This window comes from Deinococcus humi (assembly GCF_014201875.1).
GTDB lineage: Bacteria > Deinococcota > Deinococci > Deinococcales > Deinococcaceae > Deinococcus > Deinococcus humi.
Window position 1 is genome coordinate 95,841 of record NZ_JACHFL010000012.1, and the last position, 24,906, is coordinate 120,746.

Below are 24,906 nucleotides of genomic sequence, written 5' to 3' on the forward strand. Positions count from 1 at the left end.
TGGGTCTAGTTGCTGGTGACCGCCAGCACCTCTTCCAGCGTGGTCAGGCCTTTGAGGGCCTTCTCGATCCCGTCACTGCGCAGGGTCCGCATGTCGCTCTTTTCCAGACCGACATCGCGGATTTCCGTGGCTGACTTGCCCGAGCCGATGGCGACACGCAGCGGCTCGTCCACCACCATCAGCTCGTGAATGCCCATGCGGCCCTTGTAGCCGGTGCCACCGCAACGCGCACAGCCCGCGCCGCGCATCAGCGTGGCCCCGCGCACGTCACGCTCGGTGATGCCCAACCGGCGCAGCACATCCGGGTCGGCGTTGGTGGGAGCCTTGCAGTCGGGGCAGACCTTGCGCACCAGCCGCTGCGCCAGCACGCCCACCACCGAGGCGCTGATGTTGAAGGGTTCAACCCCCATCTCCTCCAGGCGTACGATCGCGCCGGGCGCATCATTGGTGTGCAGCGTCGCCAGCACCAGGTGGCCGGTCAGGGCGGCCTCCACGGCAATCTTGGCCGTCTCGGTGTCCCGGATTTCCCCCACGAAGATGATGTCGGGGTCCTGACGCAGGAAGGCCCTCAACGCGCGGGCGAAGGTCAGGCCCGCTACCGTGTTGACCTGCGACTGGACAATGCCTGGAATCTCGTATTCGACCGGATCCTCGATGGTGGTGGTGTTCTTCTCGGGCTTGGCAATGCGCTTGAGGGTGGAGAAGCTGGTAAAGGATTTGCCCGAGCCCGTCGGCCCCGTGACCAGGAAGATGCCGTTGGGTTTCTCGATCACGTCCAGGTAACGCTGAAAGTTGTGGTCGCTGAAGCCCAGCTGCTCGACTTCGGGGATGTTGCTGGCCTTCTGCAGCAGGCGCATCACGGCCTTCTCGCCGTACACGGTAGGCAGGGTAGAAAGTCGCAGGTCGATGTCGATGCTGCCTTTCCTGAAGCGCACGCGCCCGTCCTGGGGAATGCGGCGCTCGGAGATGTCCAGATGGCCCATGATCTTGATACGTGCCAGGATGCTCTGGGCCGCGCCCTTGGGCAGTTCGTTCTGCTCGCGCAGCACACCGTCCACGCGGTAGCGCACGCGTAGGCTGTTCTCCGTCGGCTCAATGTGGATGTCGCTGGCCTCCTGCAGGGCCGCCTCACGGATCAGGCCGTCCACCACCTTGACCACCGCGTTGTCGTCGAAGCCGGCATTCAGGTCGACGTCGCCGCCGCGCTTGGATTCCTTCTCGCGTTGCAGCGATTCGGCCTGCAGGCGCTGATTCAGGTCCGCCATGCCCTGATTGCCGAAATAGCGCTCGATCAGCCGCACGATGTCCTTCTCGGCCATCACGGCGGGGATAATCTCGCGCCCCGTGATCAGCTTGAGATCGTCCAGCGCAAAGACGTTGCGCGGGTCCTTCATGGCGATCACCAGCGACTCGCCCTGCAAGCGAACCGGCACCACGCCGTAGCGGCGCGCGGTGGGTTCGGGGATCAGCAGCGCCACCTTGGCGTCCGGCGGGTTCTGGACCGGATCGAGAAACTCGTAACCGAGCTGCGCAGCCAGCGAGCGCGCCAGCATCTCCGGCGACAGCTTGCCCGACTGCACCAGGGTATCTTCCAGGCGGCCGCCGCCCACGTTCTGCTTTTGCAGGGCGCTGTCGATCTCGCTGGCATCGGCGAAGCCCAGTTCCAGGATCACCTCACCCAGGGGCTTGACCTTGCCCTGGCGGGCCTGGACCTGCAGCGCCTCGCGCAGTTGCGCGCGCGACAGGCTGCCCTGCTGGACCATCTGTTCGCCCAGCCGGCCGCGCTGCGGGTAGAAGCGCTCAATCAGCACTTCCAAATCGCGGGGGCGTGCCAGGATCAGCTGGATGGGCCGCCCCACCAACGCGGCGATCTCCTCGCGTTTGCGCGGATCGGTGGCGACCACCACCACATGCTCGGGGGTCTCGTCGACGGGGACCGCCGAAAGCCGCAGCGCGTCGGCCCGCAGCATGCTGCCCAACACGTCTTCGGCCGGCTGGAAGTCGCGTGGATTTTTCAGGTAGATGACGCCGCTCTGCTCGGCCAGCACCTCGTAGAGCTGGTCTTCCGTGATGGCCTTCTGGGCGACCAGGGTGGTTCCCAGTTGCTCGCCGGTCTGCTGCTGCGCGTCCAGGGCCACCTGCAACTGCGCGTCTGTGATCAGCCCGCGCGTGATCAGCGCCTGGCCCATCTGGCCGCCGGGCATGTCCTCGCCCGCGTCCGCCGGCGTGACCGGCGTCAGGCCCAGTTCGGGGTAATGCAGCGCCACGGCCCACAGCACATGTTCGCGCAGCGCCTGGTACGGTTCGATGGTCAGGTTGCTGTCGTCCTCCAGCGTTTCCAGAGCCAGGCTGGACAGCGGGTCCACCAGTGCCACGCGCAGGGTGCCGTTCTCCAGCGCAAACGGGATGGCCTGAACACTCAGGGCAGTCTGGGCAGGAATCGCCGCCACTGCCGCCGGGTCGGGCGTGATCGCCAGCAGGTTGACCAGCGGAATGCCCAGCGCTTCCTCGATGGCCCGGGCGATGCGCTTCTCGCCCACCAGTCCGGTGTCGATAAGAATCTCGGCCAGCCGTCCGCCGACCTCGGAGTGACGCACCAGCGCCTTTTGCAGGTCGCCGTCGTTGACGTATCCCTGTTCGAGCAAAATCGCGCCCAGTCGGCGGTCACCGATAGAAAGTGCCATGTCGTCCCTCCTTGCCGTGCAGATTGAAACTGTTGAGAATAAAGTCGTGTGTTGGACGTACGCGCCGCGTGTGGGGGGACGGGGAAAGCTCAGGTCTTCCAGTCATGCCCGTACCTCCGGAGGACCGCGCGTTCGAGTTGCCGCGCCAGCCGCGTATGCGGCAGCGAATTGTTGATGATGGGCCGCACCAGGATGGTGTGCATGCCGCTGAGATTGCCGCCCAGTACGTCGGTAAACAGCTGATCGCCCACCATGCCCACCTGATGCGCGGGCAGCGCCAGCTCGGCCAGTGCTCGGCGGTAAGCGTGGGGATGCGGCTTGCCCGCCAGCCCCACGCCGGAAAAGCCCAGGCGCTCCAGCCAGAATGCGGCGCGGCGGCCGGTGGCGTTGCTCAGCAGGTACAGCAGGGTGCCCGAATCGCGTACCTCGCGTGCCCAGCGGAACATCCCGGCGGCGGCGGCCTCCTCGTAGCTGCCGTAGGGCACCAGGGTATTGTCCAGATCCAGCAGCAACCCGCGCAGTCCGCGCCGCGCCAGGAATTCCGGGGTGATCAGCAGGATGTCGTCGATGACGTCGTGGGGCCGTAGCAGGCTCATGCTGACGCCCCCGCTCGCAGGCCGATCACGGCCCACATGCGCCCGGTTGTTCCGGCGTCGCGGCGGTACGAGTAGAACTCAGTCTCGGTGGAGCAGCGCCCGCTGAGCCAGATGAATTCGCCCGGGACGCCAGCCTCCAGCAGTACGGCCCGGTTCGCGCCCGCCAGATCGAGGTGGGGTTGTCCTTCCCGCTGCTGCACAAAATCGCCCAGGCCTGCCGCCACAAATTTCGCAGCCACCTCAGGCCCCACCCCATAGCGCTCGCCGCAGATGCCGGGGCCGATGGCGGCACGGATGCGTTCAGGACGCGCCCCCAGACTGCTCATGGCCTCCACGGTTTTTGCGGCGATCCGCCCCAGCGTTCCCTTCCAGCCCGCATGGGCCGCGCCGAGCACGCCCGCCTCGGGATCCTCAAGCAGCAGGGGGTAGCAGTCCGCCGTGCCAATCGCCAGCAGAACGCCCGGTGTAGCGCTGACCAGCGCGTCGCCCGTCCAGACGCCCGGCCCGCTCACGGGGATGACCTCGGTGCCGTGCACCTGATTCAAACGGGCAAACTGCGCCGCGCCGAAATCCAGGGCGGCGGCCAGTCGGCGGCGGTTCTCGCCCACGGCGGTCCCATCGTCCTTGCGGTCATCTAGGTTCAGACCTCCGCCCTTCGCTGCGCTGTATGGGCCCACCGAAACGCCGCCGTCACGCGTGGAGAAGGCGTGCGGCGCGGTCAGGTGCGGCGCGGTCAACAGCATCGGTTGTTCAGTATCGGCTCGCATGTCTCACTGGATTCTGACTGCTTCCTCCCCCATCCGGGGGCAGGCCGGACGCAATTGCGCCGCGCCGCTTGCACCCGCTCCAACCTCTGCCTGTCCGGCGGCGCTAAAGTCTGCTGTAGATGAGCGTGCAAATTGACCTGAAAGACAAGACGGCCCTGGTGATGGGCGTGGCCAACGGACGCAGCCTGGGCTGGGCGATTGCCGAGCAACTGCTCGCGGCGGGCTGCCGGGTGGGGTTCTCTTACCAGGGCGAGCGCCTGAAAGGTGAGCTGGACAAGCTGTTGACCGGTCAGGAAGGGGTGTGGACCCAGCAGGCCGACGCCACTTCCGAAGACGACCTGAGCGCGCTGTTCGCCCGCGTGAAGGAGGAATTCGGCGCACTGGACTACCTGGTCCACGCCATTGCCTACGCGCCGCGCACCGCGATGGAGGGCCGCTTTCTGGATACCACGCCGGAGGACTGGAACACCTCAATGCAGGTCAGCGCGTACTCGCTGGTGGCCATCTGCCGCCACGCCGAGCCGCTGTTCCGCGAGGGCAGCAGTGTGGTCAGCCTGACCTATCACGCCTCGCAGCAGGTGGTCCCCAAGTACAACGTGATGGGCGTGGCCAAGGCGGCGCTGGAGGCCGCCACCCGCTACCTGGCCGCCGACTTCGGCCCCCGCGAGATCCGCATCAACACCATCAGCGCCGGGCCGATGCGGACCATTGCCGCCCGCAGCATTCCCGGTTTCGGCGGCCTGTACGACAAGGGCGCGCGCAACGCCGCCTTCGGGCGCAACGCCACCTCGCAGGAGGTAGGCAAGCTGGCCCTGTTCCTGCTCTCGGACCTGGGCAGCGGCGTGACCGGCCAGACCGTGTACGTGGACGCGGGTCTGAGCATCATGACGGTCAAGGAGGACTGAGCGGGCCATGGGGCGTCGGGCCGCTTGCGGACTCCGCAGGCTGCTCTGATCACCGTCCTTACATGACCCAGGGCGTAGTCTGAAGGCATGAGTGCGCCCACTGCCGCCCCGGCTGTTTCCGATCTTGAACCTGCCGCCGCCGATCATCAAGGCGGCCAGCAGGACCGTTTCGCCTACAAGTTCGGCCAGGAGGGCATCACCTTCGATGACGTGCTGCTCCAGCCGCGTCATTCAGTGGTACTGCCGCACGAGGTCAACGTGGAGGCGCAGCTGACCCGCCGCGTCCGGCTGAACATCCCTTTCGTCAGCGCGGCGATGGATACCGTGACCGAGATGGGCATGGCGGTGGCGATGGCCCGCGAGGGCGGCATCGGCGTGATCCACAAGAACATGGACATTGACTCGCAGGCCGAGATGGTCCGCAAGGTCAAGCGCAGTGAAAGCGGCATGATCGTCGATCCCATCACGCTGCCGCCGCAGGCCACGGTGGGTGAGGCAGACCGCATGATGGGGGAGTACCGCATCAGCGGCGTGCCGATTACTGATCCGGCGGGGCGGCTGCTGGGCATTATCACCAACCGCGACATGCGCTTTATCGATGACCTTTCCACCCCGGTCCAGGAGGTCATGACCCGCGAGGGTCTGATCACCGTCCCGGTGGGCACCACGCTGGAGCAGGCTCAGGACATCTTCAAACGCCACCGTATCGAAAAACTGCTGGTGGTCGACGGCGACAATATGCTGCGCGGGCTGATCACCATCAAGGACCTGACCAAGCGCGTCAAGTATCCCAATGCGGCCAAGGACAGTCTGGGCCGACTGCGCGTCGCGGCGGCCATCGGTGTCAGTGCGGACCTGATGGACCGGGCCGGAGCGCTGGTGGGGGCGGGCGTGGACGTGCTGGTGCTGGACAGCGCCCACGGCCATAGCCAGGGCATCCTGAACGCCCTTTCACGGGTGAAAGACACGTTCGACGTGGACGTCATTGCCGGGAACGTCGCCACGCGTGTCGGGGCCAGGGACCTGATGCTGGCCGGGGCGGACGCGATCAAGGTGGGTATTGGACCGGGCTCGATCTGCACCACCCGCATCGTCACGGGCGTCGGCGTTCCCCAGATCACGGCCATCTTTGAGGCCAGCGCCGCCGCCATGGAAGCCGGGATTCCGGTGATTGCCGACGGCGGCATCAAGCAGACCGGGGACGTGCCCAAGGCCATTGCGGCGGGCGCGAGCGTGGTCATGATGGGTAGCATGCTCGCCGGCACCGATGAGGCCCCCGGCGAGACCATCCTGCGCGACGGGCGGCGTTACAAGAGCTACCGGGGCATGGGCAGTCTGGGCGCGATGGACCAGGGCAGCAGTGACCGTTACTTCCAGAGTGGCAGCCGTAAATTCGTCCCTGAGGGCATCGAGGGCATCATTGCCTACCGGGGTACGGCGGGAGAGGTAATTTACCAGTTCGTCGGCGGCCTCAAGAGCAGCATGGGCTACTGCGGTGCGCCGGATTTGCAGGCCCTGCGCGATCACGCCCAGTTCGTGCGGATTACCGGGGCCAGTCTGATCGAGAGCCATCCGCACGGCGTCACCATCACCAAGGAAGCGCCGAATTATGGAGGCAAGTAGGGGGAACTTCTGGGCGCCGGCCTCCCCACTGCTGCCCCGCCTCAACCCCACGTGCATCTCCTGCACGCCGCCCTGGCATGACCCGCAGACTGTGGTTTTCACGGACGCCTGGAAGGCAGTGTTGTACCCCTCGCAGGCTGGCCTGGGGAGTGTCCTGCTGGCGACGCGCCGCCACGTTTCCCGCATGGCGGACCTGACCGCCACCGAATGGCAGGATTTCCAGATGGTCGTTATGGCGCTGGAACCCGCACTGGAGTGAACATTCGGAGCGACGCTGATCAATATGGCGTATCAACGCAACTGGGCCTACCGTAAGGCCGCACCGGACCCACCGTTCAGAAACGGTCAGCCTAATCCGCACATTCACTGGCACCGCACACCGTGTTATGCCCAGCCATCCATTTCGGCGGCATGGTCTTCGATGATCCCACCTTCGGAGAGCCGTTTGAATGGCGCGACGTGGTTGTGCCGCCACAGGTGCGCCGCGCCGTCATCGAGCATTTGCGAGCGGAGGTCGGCCTGGTGCCGGAATAAATGTTGTCAAGACAGCAAATAACCCCACGCAACAGTGGGGTTATGTCACTTTGGGGTTCGGAAAGGCGGGTCAGCGGCCGCGCAGCAGTCTGCTGCCGATCATGCCGGCCAGCCCCACCAGTCCTGCCTTGACCATGGGATTGCTGAGCATGCCGCCTTCGCTGAACGCCGCTTCCAGCGGGCTCTTGCCGTTGTCCTGTCTGGGCGCCTGGGCGGTGCGCGCGTAGGCGTCAGCCAGATCGTTGGGATCTTCGTGGTTGACGCGCTGCACTGGATTGGCCGGACTGTTCACGATGGCGTTGCCCATCTGCTGGCGCTGTTCGGGCGACATCCCGCCGATGTAGTCCCTAAGGATCTGCTGGCGCTCCTCAGGAGAGGCGTTGGCCATGTAGTCCTGGATGTACGCCGCCGCTTCCTGCGGGCTGACGGTTCCATCACCGTTGGTGTCGCGCGGATCAATTTTTGCCATCTGCTGGTGCCGGTCTGTCTGGTCAAAGAACATGGTGGACCTCCTGGAATGGGGGTGGGTTTGTAGCGCCTTTCACGCTAAAGGCGGCGCATTGGTCGGGCGTGAGGCCCGACTTCACGCTCACTTACCTCCGGCCTGTCCAGATCCGCAATGCACGGGACATTTTTGCGCCAGACGCGGCGTTACAGTGCAGGACATATGCGCTCTCTGGTCCTGATCGGTCACGGCTCCCACCTGAACGGCGAATCGGCCTCGGCGGTGTACCGCTACGCCGAGATGATCCGCGCACGCGGCCTGTACGACGAGGTCGTCGAGGGCTACTGGAAAGAGGAACCTTCCCTGCGGCAGGTGCTCAAAACCACCGCCAGCACGGACGTCACGGTGATTCCCATGTTCATCTCGGAGGGGTATTTCACCGAAACGGTGATCCCGCGTGAGATGGGCCTGGGACACCAGGGTCCCGTGCCGCCCGAGGGTGTGGCCCGCGTGCTGGGCGGGCGTACCGTGCGCTACACCCTGCCGTACGGCGTGCATCCCAGCATGTCCCAGGTAATCTTGGCCCGCGCCCACGAGGCCCTTCCCGACGCCAGCCCGGAAGACACTGCCCTGATCGTGCTGGGCCACGGCACCACCCGCAACGAGAACAGCAACAAGATCGTGTACCAGAACGCCGGAGTGCTGAGGCAGACTGGTCAATTTGCCGAAGTTCATGCTCTGTTTCTGGATGAGGACCCCAAGGTGGGGACGTGGCCTGAGCTGGTGAAAGCTCCGCGTGTCGTGGTGGTGCCGTTCTTCGCCTCCGAGGGCTGGCACACGCTGGAAACCATCCCCGAGGACATGGGGCTGGAGGGGCCTGTCACCACGTTTGCCGACAATCCGCACGGCGAGCAGACGGTGTATTACGCCAAGCCGGTGGGGACGCACAGTGCCGTGGCGGACGTGATCCTGCATCTGGCCGAGGAAGCGGCGGGGGCCAGCACCAGCGACGGCGACACCGAACGCGCCCACGACGCGGCCTGGACCACCTTCATGGACCGCGCCCGTGAGGGCCTGCGCTTCGGCGAGGTCATGGTGCAGCCCCAGAGCGGCATGTTCGAGCTGAGGCACGCGCTCGATGAGGGACGCCCCGGCCATGAGTTGCAGACGCTGGTCACCCCTGAAGGGGTGCGCGACCAGACCCGGCGCGACGAGGGCGGCCACCACCGTCCGGTGCATACCCTGAGAAACATGCCGCGCGGCTGGCGGGCGGTGCTGGACGAGGGCGATCTGATGCGCGCCGTGCAGTACCTGTACCCCGCCGTGATCGAGGAAACCTACGCCCACACCTGCCACACTCTGCGCCCCACCCCCTGGGCCACCACGGCCCGCCGTCAGACCGGCATCTACGCGCGGGTCCAGAAGGCCACGCCCGCGCAGGTGGAGGAGGTGGCGGCCGACGTGTGCAGCGGTTGCCTGCGGACCCGGTTGTGGGCCGGGGACAAGCTGCCCCAGACCTTCTTCAGCGGGGTGCCCGGCGCGATTCCCTGTGCCGAGGCCTGCACTTTCCTGGTGGCCGAGGTTCGCGAGGAAGTGGCGGGCAAACGCGGCGGCGGGAGCGGCCACAGCCACTGATCTGCCCTTCAGGGCGGGCCGGCAGCCCGGTGACGTCCGGTTCCTCTGAACAGCCCCCGTGTGCCTGCGGCCGGGGGTGTTACCCTGTTCTCCGGCTTCCAGTCTCTGGCGGCACATCACCTCTAAGCGCGTCCCGTGAGACGCCGTGGCCTGCCGTGTGCGGGCCGTTCAGTCCGCCCAGAGAGGCGGAGATGGAGTCCAGCAATGTTGATGACCGCGACTGCCCAGCGTCGCCCCGAGCCTGCGCGGGGGACGCCATTTCTACTTGTGTGTGCACAGGACCGCCGATGACCCGGGGCGAGCTGAAGTATGAGGGCAAGGCCAAGCGTGTGTACGCCTCTGCCGATCCCGCCGAGTACATCGTGGAGTACAAGGACGAGGCCACCGCCTTCAACGCCCAGAAGCGCGGCCAGTGGGTGGGGAAAGGGGCCACCAACAACGCCATCACCGCGCACCTGTACCCCATGCTGGAGGCGGCCGGCATTCCCACCCACTTCGTCGAAAAGCTCTCCGAGACCGAGCAGCGCGTCAGGGCCGTGACCATCATTCCGGTGGAGGTGATCGTGCGGAACGTCGCGGCGGGCAGTTTTGCCAAGAAGCTGGGGCTGGAGGAAGGCACGCCTCTGACGCGCCCCGTCGTTGAATACTGCTACAAGTCCGATGCATTGGGCGATCCCCTGATCAACACCGACACGGCCATCGCCCTGAACTGGGCCAGCGAAACCGAGCTGACCCGGGTGCGCGAACTGGCCCTGAAGGTCCGTGACTTCCTGACCCCGTTTTTTCTGGAGCGCGGCGTGCGCCTGATCGACTTCAAGCTGGAATTCGGCAAACTGTCCGATGGCACCGTGCTGCTGGCCGACGAGATCAGCCCCGACACCTGCCGCTTCTGGGACGCCGAGACCGGGGAGAAGATGGACAAGGACCGCTTCCGGCGCGATCTGGGCGGTGTGGAAGACGCGTATGCGGAGATGCTGCGGCGCGTGACGTCGCCCGCTGAAGGCTGAGCCACCCGCTCAGGCTGCCACCCCCTGACCTGCCGCCCCTGGAGGAATTGCCATGTCCCATTACCATGCCCGCGTTTACGTCACCCTCAAACCCAGCATTCTCGATCCGCAGGGGCGCACCGTGGAGCGTGCCCTGTCGCACCTGGAACACGCCAACGTCAGTGGCGTGCGCGTGGGTAAACTGATCGAGCTGCGCCTGAGCGGCGAGCGCGCCGAGGTTGAAGCCCAGCTCCGCGACATGATCCAGAACGTCCTGAGCAATCCTGTCATGGAAGACGCCCGCTGGGATCTGGAAGAAGTGGCGCTGGAGACGGCGTGAGCGTGCCTCAGACAGTGAACCTGCCTGAAAAGTTCGGCCAGTTCACGGAACGCTGGCAGCCCAAGATCGTCGCGGAGCTCAACGGCCAGCACGTCAAAATTGCCCGTATTGCCGGTGAATTTGAGTGGCACGCGCACGAGCAGGAGGACGAACTGTTCATGGTGGTCCGGGGGGTGCTCCGCCTGAAATTTCGGGATGGCGAAGCGGTCCTGAACGAGGGTGAACTGATCGTCGTGCCGCGCGGTGTGGAACACCTGCCCGTTGCTGAAACCGAGGAGACCTGGATCATGATGTTCGAGCCAGCCAGTACCCTGAATACCGGCAATGTCACGAGTGAACGCACCGTGGCCCAGTTGGAGCGGCTGTGAAAACCGCTGTCATCCAGTTTCCTGGCTCCAACTGCGACGCCGACGCCCTGCACGCCGCCCGTCTGACCCTGGATTCGGACGCGCAGTTCGTGTGGCACACCGAGGCGGGATTGCCGACGGGAACAGAGCTGGTCTTCGTCCCTGGCGGCTTTTCCTACGGCGATCACCTGCGAAGCGGCGCGATTGCCGCCCGCAGTCCGATCATGGCGGCCATCAAGGCGCACGCCGAGCGTGGTGGTTACGTCCTGGGCGTCTGCAACGGCTTTCAGGTGCTGACCGAAGCCGGACTGCTGCCGGGCGCGCTGGGCCGCAACCGCGATCTGCATTTCGCGTGCAAGCCCGTCCACCTGCGCGTGGAGAACAACCGCACGGCGTTTACCTCAGCCTACGATCAGGGCCAGACCATCGAGATCCCCATCGCGCACGGCGAGGGCAACTACTACGCCGATGCTGCGACCGTGGTGCGACTGGAGGGCGAGGGCCGCGTGGTCTTTCGTTACCTCGACAACCCCAACGGCAGCCTCAACGACATCGCGGGCATCGTGAATGAGCGCGGCAACGTCCTGGGCATGATGCCCCACCCGGAGCGGGCCGTGGAAGCGCTGCTGGGCGGCGAGGACGGGCGGGGAGTGTTTCAGAGCCTGCAAGGAGCACTGGTCAAATGATGAGCCTTCAGGAGTTTCTGGCCGACAACTACCGCACCGAACTGTCTGCCTTTCGCGCGGTGCTTGACGGCATCCCGGACGAGGCTTTTGGCACCGAACGCCTGGGCCACAGCCCCGCGTGGCACGCGCTGCACATTGCCGACTGGCTGCGGCTGACGGTGCTGGGCGATAGGACGCCCAGTTACCACTATCTGGGCTGGGAGGACAAGGACTGGGTGAAAGCCATGCAGACAGAGGCTGCACCTGTCGCTGAGGACGCCGACAAGGGCGTCATCCTGGCACGGTTGGAGACGGTGGGCGAACAGGCCGTGGCTTACCTGAAAAACGCCACCGACGCCGATATGCAGGGCATGACCTTCTCGCCCAGTGCCCCGAACGGCGAACGCCCGAGACTGGCCGCTGTGGGTCTGCATCTGCGGCATGTGGCCTATCACCGGGGCCAGGTGGTGCTGGGACAGAAGGCCTGAAATTCCGCTCCGAAACTCGACGCAGTCTTCTCGCCCCGCGCCCTCGTTGTAAGGAATCTTCATGACCCAAACTACCCCCCAGTCCCTGCGCTCCCAGGCCGCCACGTTTGGCCTGTCCACCGACGAATACGATCTCCTGGTGTCCAGCATCGGGCGCGAGCCAAATGCGCTGGAGGCCGCCATCGTGGGCGCGATGTGGTCTGAACACTGCGGCTACAAGAACTCGCGCCCGCTGTTCAGCGCCTTTCCTACCACCGGGCCGCAGGTGCTGCAGGGCCCCGGGGAGAACGCGGGCGTGGTGGACATCGGAGAGGGCTGGGGCGTGGCCTTCAAGATGGAATCGCACAACCATCCCTCAGCGGTGGAACCCGTGCAGGGCGCGGCGACGGGCGTGGGCGGCATCCTGCGCGACATCTTCGCGATGGGCGCGCGGCCCTTCGCCGTGCTGGACAGCCTGCGCTTCGGCAACCCCGACAGCCCCCGCACCCGCTTTCTGGTGAACGGTGTGGTGGAGGGCATCGCCCACTACGGCAACGCGATTGGCGTGCCCACTGTGGGCGGTGAGGTGACCTTTCACCCCAGTTATCAGGAAAACCCCCTGGTCAACGTGATGGCCCTGGGCCTGCTGCGCCACGAGGATCTGGCGAAGGGCACGATGGGCGAGGTGGGCAACCAGATCATCTACGTCGGCAGCAAGACCGGGCGCGATGGCCTGGGCGGCGCGGTGTTCGCCTCTGCCGACCTGAGCAACGCGTCCCAGGCGGACCGCCCCGCCGTGCAGGTGGGCGACCCCTTCATGGAAAAGCTGCTGCTGGAGGCCACCCTGGAGGCCATTGAATCTGGCGTCGTGGCCGGGGTGCAGGACATGGGCGCGGCGGGGCTGGTGTCCAGCACCTGCGAGATGGCCTACCGCGCCGGACTGGGCATCACCATGGATCTGGACCGGGTGCCCACCCGCGAATCGGGCATGGTGCCGATGGAGTTGTGCCTGTCCGAGTCGCAGGAGCGCATGATCCTGGTGCCGGTGCCGGGGCGCGAGCAGGAGCTGTATGACCTGCTGGCCAAGTGGGAACTGGACGTGGTGAACATCGGCCAGGTGGAAGAGCACCGCAACTACCGCCTGACCTGGCGCGGCGAGGTGGTCTGCGACCTACCGGTGGCCCTGCTCAATGAGGCCCCCAAGTACACCCGTGAGGGCGTGGAATCCCCGGAGATCCGGGTGGCCCGCGAACGTGACTTGACCAGTGTGCCTCAGTCCGGTGACCCCGGCGCGGTGCTGCTGGAACTGCTCTCCCACCCCACCATTGCCAGCAAGCGCCCTATTTTCCAGCGCTTTGACCATCAGGTGATGACCAACACTGTGGTGGTCCCTGGCGCTGCCGATGCCGCCGTGATGCGCGTCAAGGGCTCTAGCATGGGTGTGGCCGCCACCTCCGACTGCAACCCGCGTTTCGTTCAGCTTGATCCGTATACCGGGGCCGCTGCCGCCGTTGCCGAGGCCGCGCGCAATCTGGCCTGTGTGGGGGCCACCCCGCTGGCAATCACCGATAACCTCAACTTCGGTAACCCTCACCGCCCGGAGGTGTACTACCAGCTTCAGCAGGCCGTACAGGGCATCGCGGACGCCTGCCGCGCACTGAACACTCCGGTCACCGGCGGCAACGTCAGCCTGTACAACCAGTACACCCAGGGCGACGAGCGTGTCGCCATCCATCCCACCCCAACGATTGGCATGGTGGGCGTGCTGCCGGACATTCAAAAGCGGGCCACGCTGGGGCTCAAGGGCGCGGGCCAGACGCTGTACCTGCTGGGCCAGCATGCCGACAGCATCGGGGCCTCGCAATATCTGGAAACGGTGCATGGGCTGGAGGCCGGGCGTGTCCCGTCACTTGATCTGGGGCTGGAGCAGAAGGTCATTGACGGCACCCTGGCCCTGATTCGCGCGGGTCTGACCGACACCGCCCACGACTGCGCCGAGGGTGGCCTGGCGGTGGCCCTGGCCGAGATGGCGATGGCCGGCGGCATCGGCGCCAGCGTGACCCTAGACGCCCCCGACGGCGTTCGCACCGACGCCCTGCTGTTCGGCGAGGCCCACAGCCGCGTTGTGGTGGCCGTGCAGGACGCCGACGCCACTGAAAACCAATTGCGTGAGCTGGGCGTACCCTTCGTTCGCCTGGGCCGCAGCGGGGGCGACGCGCTCACGGTTGCTGCCCCGGCCCGTGGCCTACACTTGAGCGTGAACCTCACGGCACTGACCCTGGCCTACGACTCTCCGCTTGTGGGGATCCTGGGATGACCCTTGCCCCCTCCCTGGTGGCCCTGTCCGAGAACGATTTCGGGGCCGACAAGCCCCGCGAGGAGTGCGGCGTCTTTGGCCTGTACTCGCCGGTCCCCAACGATCTGGCGTGGCTGACCTATCTGGGCATGTTCGCGTTGCAGCACCGGGGGCAGGAAGCAGCGGGCATGTGCGTCAGCGACGGCGAGAAATTCCACGTCGAGAAGGATCTGGGACTGGTCACGCAGGTCTTCGATGAGCGTCGTCTGGACAGCGTGCGGCTGGCCAATGCCCGCGTCAGCATCGGGCATGTGCGCTACAGCACCACCGGCAGCAACCTGCGCTTCAACGCCCAGCCACTGACCACCCGCACCAACAAGGGCATTCTGGGCATGGCGCACAACGGCAACTTTGTCAACGCGCTGGAAGTGCGCGCCGAGATGCTGGGCGAGGGCGCACTGTTTCAGACCACCAACGACAGTGAAGTGATGCTCAACCTGATCGCCCGGGAAAGCCACATGGATCTGGTGGAGGCCACCGCCGCCGCCATGCGCCGCCTAAAAGGCGGTTACGCCTGCGTGCTGATGAACCGCCACGCACTGATCGGCTTCCGCGATCCGCACGGGGTTCGCCCCCTGGTGATCGGGCAACGCGAGGACGGGGCCTACGCGCTGGCCAGCGAGCCCTGCGCCCTGTACGCGGTGGGAGCGCGGCTGCTCCGCGACGTGCAGCCCGGCGAACTGGTCTGGGTAGACCGGGACGGCCTCCACAGCCTGATGGTGGAGCCACGCGCCCCGACCCCCTGCGCCTTCGAGTGGATCTATTTTGCCCGCAGCGACAGCCAGCTCGACGGCATCGACGCCCACGAGAGCAGGATCCGCATGGGCGAGCAACTGGCCCGCGAATTCCCAGTGGACGCGGATATCGTGGTCCCGGTTCCCGACAGCGGCATCGGCGCGGCCATCGGCTACGCGCGCGCGAGTGGGATTCCGTTCGACTACGGCCTGTACAAGAATCCTTACGCGGGCCGCACCTTTATCGCCCCCACGCAGGAAGCGCGCGAGCTGAAGGTCAAGATGAAGCTCTCGCCCACCAGCGCCGTGCAGGGCCGCCGGGTGATTCTGGTGGACGACTCCATCGTGCGCGGCACCACCTCGCGCCAGATCGTGAACCTGCTGCGCGACGCGGGCGCGACAGAAGTGCATTTCCGGGTGTGCAGCCCGCCCATCACCCATCCGTGCTTCTACGGCATCGACACCGCCGCCCGCAAGGAACTCGTCGCCAGCACGCACACGCAGGAGGAAATCCGCCAGTTGATCGGCGCGGACACCCTGGCCTTTATCAGCGAGCGCGGTCTGCGCGAAGCGGTGGGTGGCCCGGGCCTGTGCATGGCGTGTTTCAACGGCAACTACCCGGCGGGAACGCCGCTGCTCAACGACGTGGACAAGCTGGCGCTGGAAGTCTGAAGCCGGGCGAGGCCTGACCACCCTCCGGACGGGGCAGCTGACACGACGGCTCTCCAATATGACAAGCTAGGCCTGACATGGAACTGCGTCACCTTCGCCACTTCGTTGCTCTGGCCGAGGAGGAACACTTTGGGCGTGCTGCCGAGCGTGTCTTCGTGGTGCAGCAGGCCCTGAGCAACAGCGTCCGCAACCTGGAAGAAGAGGTGGGGGTGCCGCTGGTCTTACGCACCACCCGCCGCGTGCAACTCACCCCTGCCGGACAGGAATTTCTGGTGGGCGCACGTGAAACGCTGGCCCTGGCCTCGCAGACCGTGGAACGCGCCCGCCGCGCCGCGCGGGGTGAGGTGGGCCGCCTGACGGTGGGCTTCGTGAGCGGGCTGGCCTTCGGCGGTCTGCCGGAAATCGTGCGCCGCTTCCGCGAACTGTACCCGAATGTCAGCGTCGATCTGCGCGAGTTGACTGCCCAGGAGCAGGAAGCCGGGCTGCGTGGCGGCGTGCTGGACGTTGGCCTGATGCTCCTGCCGGTACGCGCGCCGAACCTGGATTCGCGCCCCCTATGGCGGCAGCCCCTGGTGGCAGCCCTGCCCGCCGGACACCCGCTGGCCCGCAAGCGTCGGCTCAAAATTTCCGATCTGGCTCCCGAACCTTTCGTGTTCTTTCCGCGCCAGTTGCGCGCCACCTATTTCGATCAGGTGATGCGCTGGTGCGCCACTGCCGACTTCACCCCCAACGTCGTGCAGGAAGCAAACGAGATTCCCACGCTGCTGTCGCTGGTGGCGGCGGGCGTGGGTGTGTTCCTGCCCATCGAATTCTTTAACCGGCTGGCGCTGCCCGGCGTGGTCTACCGCCCCGTCGAGGACGCCCCGCTGGTGGACATCGTGGCCGTGTGGCGGCGCGACGAGGGTCGGAATCCGGTGGTGCGGGCTTTTCTGGGGGTGGCCGAGGAGATGCTGGGGGCGGGGAAGGGTCAGGCCGCCGAGGCTGAGGAGCGTTCTCTGTAGCCGCCCTCCACCCAGGCAGATGGTCACGCAGGGTATCCGGTGGTCCGGGGCAGGCGAGACGTTAACCCAGCTCAAATGCGCCATCTGGCCTACACTCCTCTTACGCTACGGGCGTAAACTGTGGGAAACGCTTCGGCGTCTGCCGCTGCTGCCACGCTCCCCATCTGGAGGTTTACTTCGATGCTCAAGATCAAATCCGAGTTCACGCCGTCCGGCGATCAGCCCACTGCCATTCGTTCACTGGTGGACGGGCTGGAATCGGGACTGAGGTTTCAGACGTTGCTGGGCGCGACGGGCACCGGCAAAACGTACTCCGTTGCCAAGGTAATCGAAGAAACCCAGCGCCCCGCCCTGATCATGGCCCCCAACAAGATCCTGACCGCGCAGCTCGCCTCTGAGTTCCGCGAGTTCTTCCCCGACGCCGCCGTCGAGTTCTTTATCAGCTACTACGACTACTACCAGCCCGAGGCCTACGTGCCGGGCAAGGACCTGTTTATCGAGAAGGACGCGGCGGTCAATCAGGAGATCGAGCGCCTGCGCCACTCCACCACCCGCAGCCTGCTGACGCGGCGCGACACCATTGTGGTGGCCTCGGTAAGCTGCATCTACGGCCTGGGCGATCCCAAGGAATACACGGCGCTGAACCTGATCCTCAAGAAGGGCGATTCGGTGGGCCGCGACGAGATTCTGGGTCGGCTGGTGGGCATGCAGTACGAGCGCAACGACATCGAGATGATGCCGGGCCGTTTCCGCGTCAAGGGCGAGATGATCGAGGTCTGGCCCGCCTATGACGAGCAGCCCCTGCGAATTGAGCTGTGGGGTGACGATGTGGAGCGGATCGCCGTGGTGCATCCCCTGACCGGAGACCGGCTGGCTGAACTCGACGCCACAGTGGTTTACCCGGCCAAGCATTACGTGTCCAGCGCGGGCAACATCGAGCGGGCCATCGTGACGATTCAGGAGGAACTCGAGCAGCGCCTGGAATACTTCAAGTCCACTGGCAAGCTGCTGGAGGCCCAGCGCATCAAGGAGCGGACCCTCTACGATCTGGAGATGCTCAAGGTGCTGGGCTACTGTTCGGGCATCGAGAACTATTCGCGCCACATTGACGGCCGCGCCCCCGGCATGACGCCGTACACCATGCTCGACTACTTCCCCGACGACTTCATCACCTTTATCGACGAGTCGCACGTGACGGTGCCGCAGATCGGGGGGATGGCCAACGGGGACCGTGCCCGCAAACAGACGCTGGTGGACTACGGCTTCCGCCTGCCCAGCGCGATGGACAACCGCCCGCTGAACTTCGAGGAGTTCATGAGCAAGACCGGGCAGACCGTCTACGTGTCGGCCACCCCTGGCCCTTTCGAGCGCGAGGTCAGCGACTCCATCGCCGATCAGATCATTCGCCCCACGGGTCTGGTGGACCCGCCCGTGTCGGTGCAGCCGATCACCGGCCAGATTGAGGACCTGCTGGGCCGGGTGCGTGCCAGGGCGGCGGTGGGCGAGCGGACCCTGGTCACCACCCTGACCAAGCGCATGGCCGAGGACCTGACCGAGTATCTGCTGGAAAAGGGCGTCAAGGCGCGCTACATGCACTCGGACATCGACAGCGTGGAGCGTCAGGTCATCATCCGCGATCTGCGCCTGGGACACTACGACGTGCTGGTGGGGATCAACTTGCTGCGCGAGGGCCTCGATCTGCCCGAGGTCTCGCTGGTGGCCATTCTGGACGCCGACAAGCCCGGCTTCCTGAGAAGCGAACGCGCCCTGATCCAGACCATCGGCCGCGCTGCCCGCAACCTGAACGGTGAAGTGGTCCTGTACGGCGACACGATCACCCCCGCCATGCGCTCGGCCATCGACGAGACGGCCCGCCGCCGTGAGAAGCAGACCGCTTACAACGCGGAACACGGCATCACGCCCACCACCATCATCAAGGGCGTGCGGAACGTCATTCGCGGCGAGGAAGTTCCAGAAGAAATCGGCAGCGCCACGGTGGGCAATGACCGCGACGCCCTGAACGCCCAGCTCACCGACTTGGAACTGGACATGTGGCAGGCGTCCGAGGATCTGGACTTCGAGCGGGCGGCCAGCCTGCGCGATCAGATCCGCGCCATCGAGGCCAAGTTGCAGGGCAAGGAATTCAGGCAGGCAACCGTGCCGGGCCAGAAGGTGCGGGCGCGCGGACGGCGGTAGAGACCGTCTGATCCAGTTGCCTGCGCCAAAGTAGCCCGCGCGGCCTCAGCCATCGGCATCAAAGTCAAGCGAGAGGGCACGCGCAAAGCAGGGGCATCTCTTCAGATCACAGCGCCCTCTAAAAGGTTGGGCGCTATTGTGCTGTTGAGGGGAGCGTTGCGCGGGGGCTGGCTTTCCCGGCAATGGCAAAGGCGGGGCCGGAATGACCGGCCCCGCCTTTCAAGCCTCCGCCTCAGCCCGGCTGCGCGGCTTCCTCGGCCAGTTTCTCCTGCTCTCTGACCACTTCCTGGTCGATCCTCTCGCCCAGAGCGGCGGCGATCACGGCGGCCTGCTCGCGGGCGTGGACGCTGGCGTACCCGGCGGCGGTGCTGGCGCTGCGGGGACGGCTGGAGTGGCTCAGCACCTGACCAGGGGCCAGCACGCTTTCCAGATCCTCCCAGATCATCAGCCACGCCCCCTGGTTTTCCGGTTCTTCCTGTGCCCACACCACCTGCGCGCCGGGATGGCGGGCCAGTTCGGTGCGCAGGGCGTCGATGGGGAAGGGATAAAGCTGTTCCAGACGGATCAGGGCCGTTCCGGCATAGGCGTCCTGATCGGCGTCTCGCGCCTCCACCAGCTCCCAGTGCAGCTTGCCGCTGCTGATCACCACGCGGTGCGCGCCGGTCACCTCGTAATCGCCGATCACCTCGGAGAAGCGCCCGTCGGTGAGGTCGGACAGCGGATTCATCGCCTGCTTGTTACGCAGCAGGCTCTTGGGCGTCATCACGATCAGCGGCTTGCGGTACGGGCGCAGGACCTGACGGCGCAGCAGGTGGAAGATCTGGGCGGCGCTGCTGGGCACCACCACCTGCATGTTCTTCTGGGCGCACAGCTGCAAGTAGCGCTCCAGGCGGGCGCTGGAGTGTTCCGGTCCCGCGCCCTCGTAGCCGTGGGGCAGCAGCAGGGTCAGGCCGCTCAGGCGCAGCCATTTGCTCTCGGCGGCGCTCAGGAACTGATCGATCACGGCCTGCGCGCCGTTGGCAAAGTCGCCGAACTGCCCTTCCCAGGCCACCAGCCCCTTGGGCTCGGAGGTGGAATAGCCGTACTCGAAAGCCATCACCGCTTCCTCGGACAGGGTGCTGTCGATAACCTCCGCGCGCCCCTGATCGGGCGAGAGGTGGGCCAGTGCCATGTACTCCTCATTCAGCGGGTCCTGAGCATTCTGATTGTGCAGGACAGCGTGGCGGTGGACGAAGGTGCCGCGCCCGCTGTCCTGACCCACCAGCCTGACACCGTACCCCTCGTCGAGCAGCGTGGCGTAGGCCAGCATCTCGCCCATGCCCCAGTCCAGCGGCTGTTCGCCGCGCGCCATTGCCGCCCGCGCCTTCAGCACGCGCTCGACGCCCCGGTGCGGCTGGAAGTTCTCGGGCACGCTGGCGAGCTTTAGGCCCAGCTCTTCAAGCTTCTCGCGGGGAACGGCAGTGGAGACTTCGTCCTCCCAGCGGGTGCCGGTGTATTCAGACCAGTCCACGGCCAGGGCGCTCTGGGCCAGATTTTCCATCTCGGCCACCACCGGAGCCCCGGCGTCGAGCTTGTCGCGGAAGCTGTCGATCAGCGCGTCGCCCTCGCCCGCCTCCAGCACGCCCGCCTCTTCCAGTTTCGCGGCATACAGCGCGCGGGTGCCGGGGTGCTTGTCGATCTCGCGGTACATGATCGGCTGGGTCATGCGCGGCTCGTCGCCCTCATTGTGGCCGTTTCGGCGGAACGAGATCAGGTCGATGAACACATCCTTGCCGAACTCCTGGCGGTAGGCCAGCGCGAGGTCACCGCAGAACACCACGGCCTCGGGATCGTCACCGCTGACGTGCAGCACCGGGGCGTTCGCCACCTTGGCAATGTCGGTGCAGTAGCGGCTGCTGCGGGTGTCGCGCGGATCGCTGATGGTGAAGCCCACCTGGTTGTTGATCACGATCCGAACCGCGCCCCCGGTGGCAAAGCCGCGCAGCCGCGACAGGTTCAGCGTTTCCATGACCACGCCCTGCCCGCTGACCGCCGCGTCGCCGTGGATGGTGATGGGCAGCACGGTCTTGCGCTCGGTGTCGCCGCGCCGATCCTGACGGGCACGCACGCTGCCGTGAACGACGGGGGAGACGATTTCCAAGTGCGAGGGGTTGAAGGCCAGGGCCAGGTGCATCGGCCCGCCAGGGGTCCGCACGTCGCTGGAGTAGCCCATGTGATACTTCACGTCTCCGGCCACGTCGGGATTGTCGCTCAGCTTCTTCTTGCCGTCGAACTCGTCGAACAGCACGCTGGGCGGTTTGCCGAAAATGTTGACCAGCGTGTTCAGGCGGCCACGGTGGGCCATGCCGATCACCACTTCCTTGACGCCGTAGTTCCCGGCCTGCTGGATGATGCGGTCCATCAGCGGGATAAAGCTCTCGGAGCCTTCCAGGCCGAAACGCTTGACGCCGGGGTATTTGTTCTTGAGGTACAGTTCCAGCCCTTCCGCCGCGTTCAGCTTCACCATGATGCGGCGGCGCTCCTCCTTGCTGAAGGCGTAGCGGCCCTGGCCCTGATTGCGCTCGATCCGCTCCTGGAACCATTTGCGCTCGTTGGCGGGCAGGTAGTTGAACTCGAAGCCGATTGAACCGGTGTAGGTGTCCTGAAGCTGCGCGATCACGTCCCGCAGCGGTCCGCTGAACGGCCCCTCGTTCACCGTCTCGTTCAGATCGGCTTCCGACAGGCCGTAGAATTCGGGAGTCAGCTCGGGAACCACCGGCTGGCCGCGCATTTTGAGCGGATTGTTGCGGGCGCTGATGTGACCGTACACGCGGTAGGCCGTCACCAGGGCGCCCCCAGCCTGCTGCGCGCCGCTGCCGCCCGGGCTTGCGGCGGGTGCCCCCCCCCGGCGGCTCTGGCCGAGGTTGTAGAAGGCCTGCTGAACAGGCGAGTGCAGGGCCTCCTGGGTTCCGCCGCGCAATTCGTCAAAAAGGGTCCGCCACTCGGCGTCCACGCTTTCAGGATCGGTCAGGTAGGTCTCGTACAGCCCCTCGATAAAGGCCGCGTTCCCGCCGGACATGATGGTCTGCCACTGCGTCATAACGCCTCCTAGCATACCCTTCTGCCACCACCCAAAGGTGCCCTCTGTAGCCCCTGGCACGTGGGCGGGCGGGGGTTCCCCACCGGGTGACAGGGCAGCCCGTAAGATACGGCCATGAAAATCGTTTCCCGCATTGTGGTGGCGCTTGGCCTGGCGATCTTCGTGGTGTCGCTGCTGCTGCTCGGTAAGGACGTTATTGACATCAACCAGTTGCACGCCGTTGCCAACGCCAACCGCTCCACCAACTTTCCCAGTCCGCTGAACAATGTCCTGATCACCTTCGGGCTGGCGGTGGTGGGCGGCTTTCTTCTGGGCCTTGGCCTGACGCTGCCGCGCCGCCGGGCACGCGAATAGCACAAGGACAAAGGGGAGGGTTGCCCCCTATTTCAGAGCGTCAATCAGCTCGTCCTTGCTCATCTTGCTGCGGCCCCTGATGTCCTTTTCCTTGGCGCGGTTGTACAGCTCGTCGCGGGTCAGATTGGACAGGGCGGCATTGGGGTTGCCGGTGCCCTGGGTGCGCTTGTTGGGGGTGCGCCCTTCCTCACGGCGGTGCTTGTTGACCGTGCGGCCCGCAATCTCCTCGGCACGGTCCTCGTCCACCCCGCGTTGCAGCTCGCTGTCCTTGACGTGCTGGTACTGGCGTTCGTCCTTCTTGCTCCAGGCATCTGGCATAGGGATTCCTCCTGTGCCTGCACGCTAGGAGCCGCGCCACGGCAACGAGTGAGAAAGGCGGTCACCCCCGCTTCATTCAGCCCCCGGCATCCGTGGTGACCACTGCCTGAACGCGCCCCACCTCGCCGGTGGTCAGGCGGACCTTGATGCCGTGCGGGTGTGTGGCGGAACCCGTCAGTAACCCCGCCACCACGCCGCGCGTGAGCTGACCGCTGCCCTGGTGGTGCTTCTGCACGATGTCCACCGTCAGGCCAAGGCGAACTGCCGAGCGGGGCGGCACGCTCATGCCTGTCCTCCCAGCCGCCCGATCAGCGCGCGGGCCACAGCGGGTAACGGGCCGGCAATGTCGGCAGGCATTAGCGGGTTCTGGGCCTGACCGGGACGTTCCACGAAAGCCGTCCGCAATCCCGCTGATTTGGCCCCCGCAATGTCCCAGCCGTGGGCCGCCAGCAGCCAGCTTTCGTGGGCATGGGCGCCCGTCCGCGACAGTCCGTACTCGTAGGCCGCCCGCCCCGGCTTGAGCATCTGGCCCGGGTCCACCGAGACCGCGCCGTCCACAAGATCGGCGAAACCGGCGTTTTCCAGCTGGGCGTTCAGCACGGCCTGGGGATTGTTAGTCAGGCAGATCAACCGCGCCCCGCCTGCGCGCAGAATGTCCAGGCCCTCGCGGGTGTCAGCGTGGGCCGGGAGCATGCGAATGCCTGCCGACAGCTCGTCCTGAAACTGTCCGCTCACTTCCTGCCCGCGTGCCTCGCCCAGTGCCTGCAGCGCTGCGCCGCCCAGCGCCGAGAAGTCGCGGTATTCGCCCAGCAGCGTGTGGGTCAGGGCCAGTTGCAGCAGCAGGCCAAACCACTGCGTCCTGGCCCCCGAATCGCCGAATGCTTCCACGAACAGCCCGTCCAGCGCCGAGAGATCGAGCAAGGTCTCGTTCATGTCCAGAAAGACGGTGGGGGTCATGGGAATCAGGGTAACAGGTGGGATGCTCCGGTCCTGTCTCCTTGAACCGTCAGCTTGTTCCTGGGTCAGCCGCCCATCCGCACCCTGTAGTCGTCAATGGCAGCGCGTTCCAGCACAGGAATAAAAGGCCCGAGCTCGACATCCAGCCACCCCGAGGACTTGTCCGACAGCCCGATCTGCGCTTCACGCGGCCACGCCCCGATCACCTGCAAGCGGTCTGCGGTGGGCGGGTGCGAGGCGTCCAGACGAACGTTACGCGCCTGGCCTTCCTCGCGTGCTTTTGCCCAGCGTTCCGGGGAGGCCGCGTCCCACATGCGGCGCAACTCTGCGAAGACATGGGGCGCTTCGGGGCGCTGCCACTGCTTGTGCAGGGCGCTGTCCAGCAGGTCTGCCAGGTACATGCGGTCCAGCGCGTGGGCGGTGGCCTGCGAACCGGCCACGCGGGCGGCCAGCAGATCGGCCCGGAATTCGGCGGCCTGTTGCTGCGCCCCCACCAGGTTCAGCATCAGCGAGTACACGCCCAGCGGCACCAGCGCCATCAGGCGTGACATGAGGTTGGACACGGCCTGAAGATGCTCGGCCTGGTACTCCATCCAGGCGTCCGGTGTCAGGACAGACACGGCGTGATCCAGCACATTGAGGGCCGCCGCCACCACTCCCGAGCGCGTGGGATCGCCACTGCGTAGGTGCGCCAGCTCATGCGCGATGACCGCCACGCGTTCCTGCGGGCGCATGCCAAACCATAGCCCCAGGCCGAGCCCCAGTGTTGGGGTTCCCCGCCATCCGGTGCGGGCCATGAACGCATTGACCTCCGGCGTCAGCACGATCCGCACAGGCGCACGAACGTCCAGCGCCCCGGCCACCTGGGCCACCAGCGCGTGCAGTTGGGGCGCTTGCTCCGCCGTGACCTCCACGCCCCAGGGAGCGGGAAAACGGGGGCGGGCCACCCAGGCAAACCCCAGCAGCCCCACGCCGCCCAGTGCGCACAGGAGCCGGACAAAGACGTGCGCCTCTCCCCACAGCCCCAGCGCCACCAGCGCCCACCACAGTCCCACGGCGCTCAGCGCGGCATAGACCAGGATCACCAGCACCGCCAGCGCCTGCCCCAGTGCTGCTCGCGCCGATGGGGCGGGGACCGCCCTCTCCACGAAGGCGTCACGCAGCCGGGCCGATTCCCGCTGCGCCATCCCTTGCCACATTCTGCCCAGCACACCCGCTGAAGACCGCACCATGGCTGAAGAATAG

At 66.1% G+C, this 24,906-nt stretch carries 24 protein-coding genes; 15 read left to right on the top strand and 9 right to left on the bottom strand.

The genetic code is table 11. The features are described 5' to 3' along the window. Positions 1 to 5 precede the first annotated feature (5 nt). From HNQ08_RS18660 to pgeF, 3 genes are all read right to left on the bottom strand, one after another. Positions 6 to 2,684 (bottom strand): type II/IV secretion system protein, encoded by a 2,679-nt coding sequence (locus HNQ08_RS18660; RefSeq protein WP_184135526.1) that lies wholly within the window; start codon positions 2,682 to 2,684, stop codon positions 6 to 8. Positions 2,685 to 2,773: 89 nt separating this feature from the next. Further along, a complete protein-coding gene (locus HNQ08_RS18665) occupies positions 2,774 to 3,280 on the bottom strand; it encodes a YqeG family HAD IIIA-type phosphatase (protein WP_184135528.1) in 507 nt (168 codons plus the stop codon). Continuing rightward, positions 3,277 to 4,047, bottom strand: coding sequence for a peptidoglycan editing factor PgeF (gene pgeF, locus HNQ08_RS18670; protein ID WP_184135531.1), 771 nt, complete (start codon positions 4,045 to 4,047; stop codon positions 3,277 to 3,279). Before pgeF ends, HNQ08_RS18665 begins: the two co-directional genes overlap by 4 nt. A 119-nt stretch (positions 4,048 to 4,166) precedes the next feature. On the opposite strand from pgeF, the gene HNQ08_RS18675 reads away from it, so the two are divergent. The 4 genes from HNQ08_RS18675 to HNQ08_RS18690 all read left to right on the top strand — a co-directional run bounded on the left by HNQ08_RS18675 (position 4,167) and on the right by HNQ08_RS18690 (position 7,109). Beyond that, positions 4,167 to 4,952 (top strand): enoyl-ACP reductase FabI, encoded by a 786-nt coding sequence (locus HNQ08_RS18675; protein WP_184135533.1) that lies wholly within the window; start codon positions 4,167 to 4,169, stop codon positions 4,950 to 4,952. 87 nt (positions 4,953 to 5,039) lie between these two features. Further along, the gene (gene guaB / locus HNQ08_RS18680) at positions 5,040 to 6,575 is read left to right on the top strand and encodes an IMP dehydrogenase (RefSeq protein WP_229790123.1); all 1,536 of its coding nucleotides are present in this window, start codon (positions 5,040 to 5,042) and stop codon (positions 6,573 to 6,575) included. Continuing rightward, positions 6,562 to 6,834, top strand: a complete 273-nt coding sequence (locus tag HNQ08_RS18685; protein ID WP_184135535.1) for an HIT family protein — start codon at positions 6,562 to 6,564, stop codon at positions 6,832 to 6,834. Before guaB ends, HNQ08_RS18685 begins: the two co-directional genes overlap by 14 nt. Before the next feature lie 122 nt (positions 6,835 to 6,956). Next, positions 6,957 to 7,109 (top strand): hypothetical protein, encoded by a 153-nt coding sequence (locus HNQ08_RS18690; RefSeq protein ID WP_184135537.1) that lies wholly within the window; start codon positions 6,957 to 6,959, stop codon positions 7,107 to 7,109. A 70-nt stretch (positions 7,110 to 7,179) separates the two neighbouring features. Here the strand turns inward: HNQ08_RS18690 and HNQ08_RS18695 are convergent, their stop codons facing one another. Beyond that, the gene (locus HNQ08_RS18695) at positions 7,180 to 7,611 is read right to left on the bottom strand and encodes an EF-hand domain-containing protein (RefSeq protein WP_184135540.1); all 432 of its coding nucleotides are present in this window, start codon (positions 7,609 to 7,611) and stop codon (positions 7,180 to 7,182) included. A 117-nt stretch (positions 7,612 to 7,728) separates the two neighbouring features. Here HNQ08_RS18695 and HNQ08_RS18700 point away from each other — a divergent pair, with 117 nt between their 5' ends. From HNQ08_RS18700 to uvrB, 10 genes are all read left to right on the top strand, one after another. Further along, positions 7,729 to 9,189 (top strand): DR2241 family protein, encoded by a 1,461-nt coding sequence (locus HNQ08_RS18700; protein ID WP_268240025.1) that lies wholly within the window; start codon positions 7,729 to 7,731, stop codon positions 9,187 to 9,189. Between the two features lie 287 nt (positions 9,190 to 9,476). Beyond that, positions 9,477 to 10,196 carry a phosphoribosylaminoimidazolesuccinocarboxamide synthase gene (purC, locus tag HNQ08_RS18705; protein ID WP_184135545.1) on the top strand — a complete coding sequence of 240 codons (720 nt, stop codon included), beginning with the start codon at positions 9,477 to 9,479 and terminating at the stop codon, positions 10,194 to 10,196. A gap of 52 nt (positions 10,197 to 10,248) precedes the next feature. Beyond that, a complete protein-coding gene (gene purS / locus HNQ08_RS18710; RefSeq protein ID WP_184135547.1) occupies positions 10,249 to 10,515 on the top strand; it encodes a phosphoribosylformylglycinamidine synthase subunit PurS in 267 nt (88 codons plus the stop codon). Next, positions 10,512 to 10,883, top strand: coding sequence for a cupin domain-containing protein (locus HNQ08_RS18715; RefSeq protein ID WP_184135549.1), 372 nt, complete (start codon positions 10,512 to 10,514; stop codon positions 10,881 to 10,883). Before purS ends, HNQ08_RS18715 begins: the two co-directional genes overlap by 4 nt. Next, the gene (gene purQ, locus HNQ08_RS18720; RefSeq protein ID WP_184135552.1) at positions 10,880 to 11,548 is read left to right on the top strand and encodes a phosphoribosylformylglycinamidine synthase subunit PurQ; all 669 of its coding nucleotides are present in this window, start codon (positions 10,880 to 10,882) and stop codon (positions 11,546 to 11,548) included. Before HNQ08_RS18715 ends, purQ begins: the two co-directional genes overlap by 4 nt. Next, positions 11,545 to 12,015: a DinB family protein gene (locus HNQ08_RS18725; RefSeq protein WP_184135554.1), complete on the top strand. Its 471-nt coding sequence runs from the start codon at positions 11,545 to 11,547 to the stop codon at positions 12,013 to 12,015. Before purQ ends, HNQ08_RS18725 begins: the two co-directional genes overlap by 4 nt. A 61-nt stretch (positions 12,016 to 12,076) precedes the next feature. Continuing rightward, on the top strand, positions 12,077 to 14,311 hold the full coding sequence (gene purL / locus HNQ08_RS18730; protein ID WP_184135556.1) for a phosphoribosylformylglycinamidine synthase subunit PurL: 2,235 nt from the start codon (positions 12,077 to 12,079) through the stop codon (positions 14,309 to 14,311). Then, complete coding sequence (gene purF, locus HNQ08_RS18735; protein ID WP_184135559.1) at positions 14,308 to 15,756, top strand: amidophosphoribosyltransferase; 1,449 nt, start codon at positions 14,308 to 14,310, stop codon at positions 15,754 to 15,756. The genes purL and purF overlap by 4 nt, the downstream gene beginning before the upstream one ends. 77 nt (positions 15,757 to 15,833) lie before the next feature. Continuing rightward, positions 15,834 to 16,757: a LysR family transcriptional regulator gene (locus HNQ08_RS18740; protein WP_184135562.1), complete on the top strand. Its 924-nt coding sequence runs from the start codon at positions 15,834 to 15,836 to the stop codon at positions 16,755 to 16,757. Between the two features lie 180 nt (positions 16,758 to 16,937). Then, positions 16,938 to 18,953, top strand: coding sequence for an excinuclease ABC subunit UvrB (gene uvrB / locus HNQ08_RS18745; RefSeq protein ID WP_184135564.1), 2,016 nt, complete (start codon positions 16,938 to 16,940; stop codon positions 18,951 to 18,953). A 232-nt stretch (positions 18,954 to 19,185) separates the two neighbouring features. On the opposite strand, the gene HNQ08_RS18750 is transcribed toward uvrB, so the two are convergent. Further along, entirely contained in the window at positions 19,186 to 22,032 is a 2,847-nt protein-coding gene (locus HNQ08_RS18750; RefSeq protein WP_184135566.1) for a 2-oxoglutarate dehydrogenase E1 component, read from the bottom strand. Positions 22,033 to 22,146: 114 nt separating this feature from the next. On the opposite strand from HNQ08_RS18750, the gene HNQ08_RS18755 reads away from it, so the two are divergent. Next, complete coding sequence (locus tag HNQ08_RS18755) at positions 22,147 to 22,386, top strand: hypothetical protein (RefSeq protein WP_184135569.1); 240 nt, start codon at positions 22,147 to 22,149, stop codon at positions 22,384 to 22,386. 27 nt (positions 22,387 to 22,413) lie between these two features. Here the strand turns inward: HNQ08_RS18755 and HNQ08_RS18760 are convergent, their stop codons facing one another. The 4 genes from HNQ08_RS18760 to HNQ08_RS18775 form a co-directional block, all read right to left on the bottom strand. After that, positions 22,414 to 22,704 (bottom strand): addiction module toxin RelE, encoded by a 291-nt coding sequence (locus HNQ08_RS18760; RefSeq protein ID WP_184135571.1) that lies wholly within the window; start codon positions 22,702 to 22,704, stop codon positions 22,414 to 22,416. Positions 22,705 to 22,780: 76 nt separating this feature from the next. Continuing rightward, entirely contained in the window at positions 22,781 to 22,984 is a 204-nt protein-coding gene (locus HNQ08_RS18765; RefSeq protein WP_184135669.1) for a YwbE family protein, read from the bottom strand. A 2-nt stretch (positions 22,985 to 22,986) separates the two neighbouring features. Continuing rightward, complete coding sequence (locus HNQ08_RS18770) at positions 22,987 to 23,661, bottom strand: haloacid dehalogenase type II (RefSeq protein ID WP_184135573.1); 675 nt, start codon at positions 23,659 to 23,661, stop codon at positions 22,987 to 22,989. A 65-nt stretch (positions 23,662 to 23,726) separates the two neighbouring features. Beyond that, a complete protein-coding gene (locus tag HNQ08_RS18775) occupies positions 23,727 to 24,893 on the bottom strand; it encodes a M48 family metallopeptidase (RefSeq protein WP_229790124.1) in 1,167 nt (388 codons plus the stop codon). Positions 24,894 to 24,906: the final 13 nt, after the last annotated feature.

What these genes read in the sequence shown, in the direction of transcription:
- HNQ08_RS18660 (WP_184135526.1), bottom strand. Translation starts at nt 2,684, where the DNA reads ATGGCACTTTCTATCGGTGACCGCCGACTGGGCGCGATTTTGCTCGAA.
- HNQ08_RS18665 (WP_184135528.1), bottom strand. Translation starts at nt 3,280, where the DNA reads ATGAGCCTGCTACGGCCCCACGACGTCATCGACGACATCCTGCTGATC.
- pgeF (WP_184135531.1), bottom strand. Translation starts at nt 4,047, where the DNA reads ATGCGAGCCGATACTGAACAACCGATGCTGTTGACCGCGCCGCACCTG.
- HNQ08_RS18675 (WP_184135533.1), top strand. Translation starts at nt 4,167, where the DNA reads ATGAGCGTGCAAATTGACCTGAAAGACAAGACGGCCCTGGTGATGGGC.
- guaB (WP_229790123.1), top strand. Translation starts at nt 5,040, where the DNA reads ATGAGTGCGCCCACTGCCGCCCCGGCTGTTTCCGATCTTGAACCTGCC.
- HNQ08_RS18685 (WP_184135535.1), top strand. Translation starts at nt 6,562, where the DNA reads ATGGAGGCAAGTAGGGGGAACTTCTGGGCGCCGGCCTCCCCACTGCTG.
- HNQ08_RS18695 (WP_184135540.1), bottom strand. Translation starts at nt 7,611, where the DNA reads ATGTTCTTTGACCAGACAGACCGGCACCAGCAGATGGCAAAAATTGAT.
- HNQ08_RS18700 (WP_268240025.1), top strand. Translation starts at nt 7,729, where the DNA reads ATGCACGGGACATTTTTGCGCCAGACGCGGCGTTACAGTGCAGGACAT.
- purC (WP_184135545.1), top strand. Translation starts at nt 9,477, where the DNA reads ATGACCCGGGGCGAGCTGAAGTATGAGGGCAAGGCCAAGCGTGTGTAC.
- purS (WP_184135547.1), top strand. Translation starts at nt 10,249, where the DNA reads ATGTCCCATTACCATGCCCGCGTTTACGTCACCCTCAAACCCAGCATT.
- HNQ08_RS18725 (WP_184135554.1), top strand. Translation starts at nt 11,545, where the DNA reads ATGATGAGCCTTCAGGAGTTTCTGGCCGACAACTACCGCACCGAACTG.
- purL (WP_184135556.1), top strand. Translation starts at nt 12,077, where the DNA reads ATGACCCAAACTACCCCCCAGTCCCTGCGCTCCCAGGCCGCCACGTTT.
- purF (WP_184135559.1), top strand. Translation starts at nt 14,308, where the DNA reads ATGACCCTTGCCCCCTCCCTGGTGGCCCTGTCCGAGAACGATTTCGGG.
- HNQ08_RS18740 (WP_184135562.1), top strand. Translation starts at nt 15,834, where the DNA reads ATGGAACTGCGTCACCTTCGCCACTTCGTTGCTCTGGCCGAGGAGGAA.
- uvrB (WP_184135564.1), top strand. Translation starts at nt 16,938, where the DNA reads ATGCTCAAGATCAAATCCGAGTTCACGCCGTCCGGCGATCAGCCCACT.
- HNQ08_RS18750 (WP_184135566.1), bottom strand. Translation starts at nt 22,032, where the DNA reads ATGACGCAGTGGCAGACCATCATGTCCGGCGGGAACGCGGCCTTTATC.
- HNQ08_RS18755 (WP_184135569.1), top strand. Translation starts at nt 22,147, where the DNA reads ATGAAAATCGTTTCCCGCATTGTGGTGGCGCTTGGCCTGGCGATCTTC.
- HNQ08_RS18760 (WP_184135571.1), bottom strand. Translation starts at nt 22,704, where the DNA reads ATGCCAGATGCCTGGAGCAAGAAGGACGAACGCCAGTACCAGCACGTC.
- HNQ08_RS18770 (WP_184135573.1), bottom strand. Translation starts at nt 23,661, where the DNA reads ATGACCCCCACCGTCTTTCTGGACATGAACGAGACCTTGCTCGATCTC.
- HNQ08_RS18775 (WP_229790124.1), bottom strand. Translation starts at nt 24,893, where the DNA reads ATGGTGCGGTCTTCAGCGGGTGTGCTGGGCAGAATGTGGCAAGGGATG.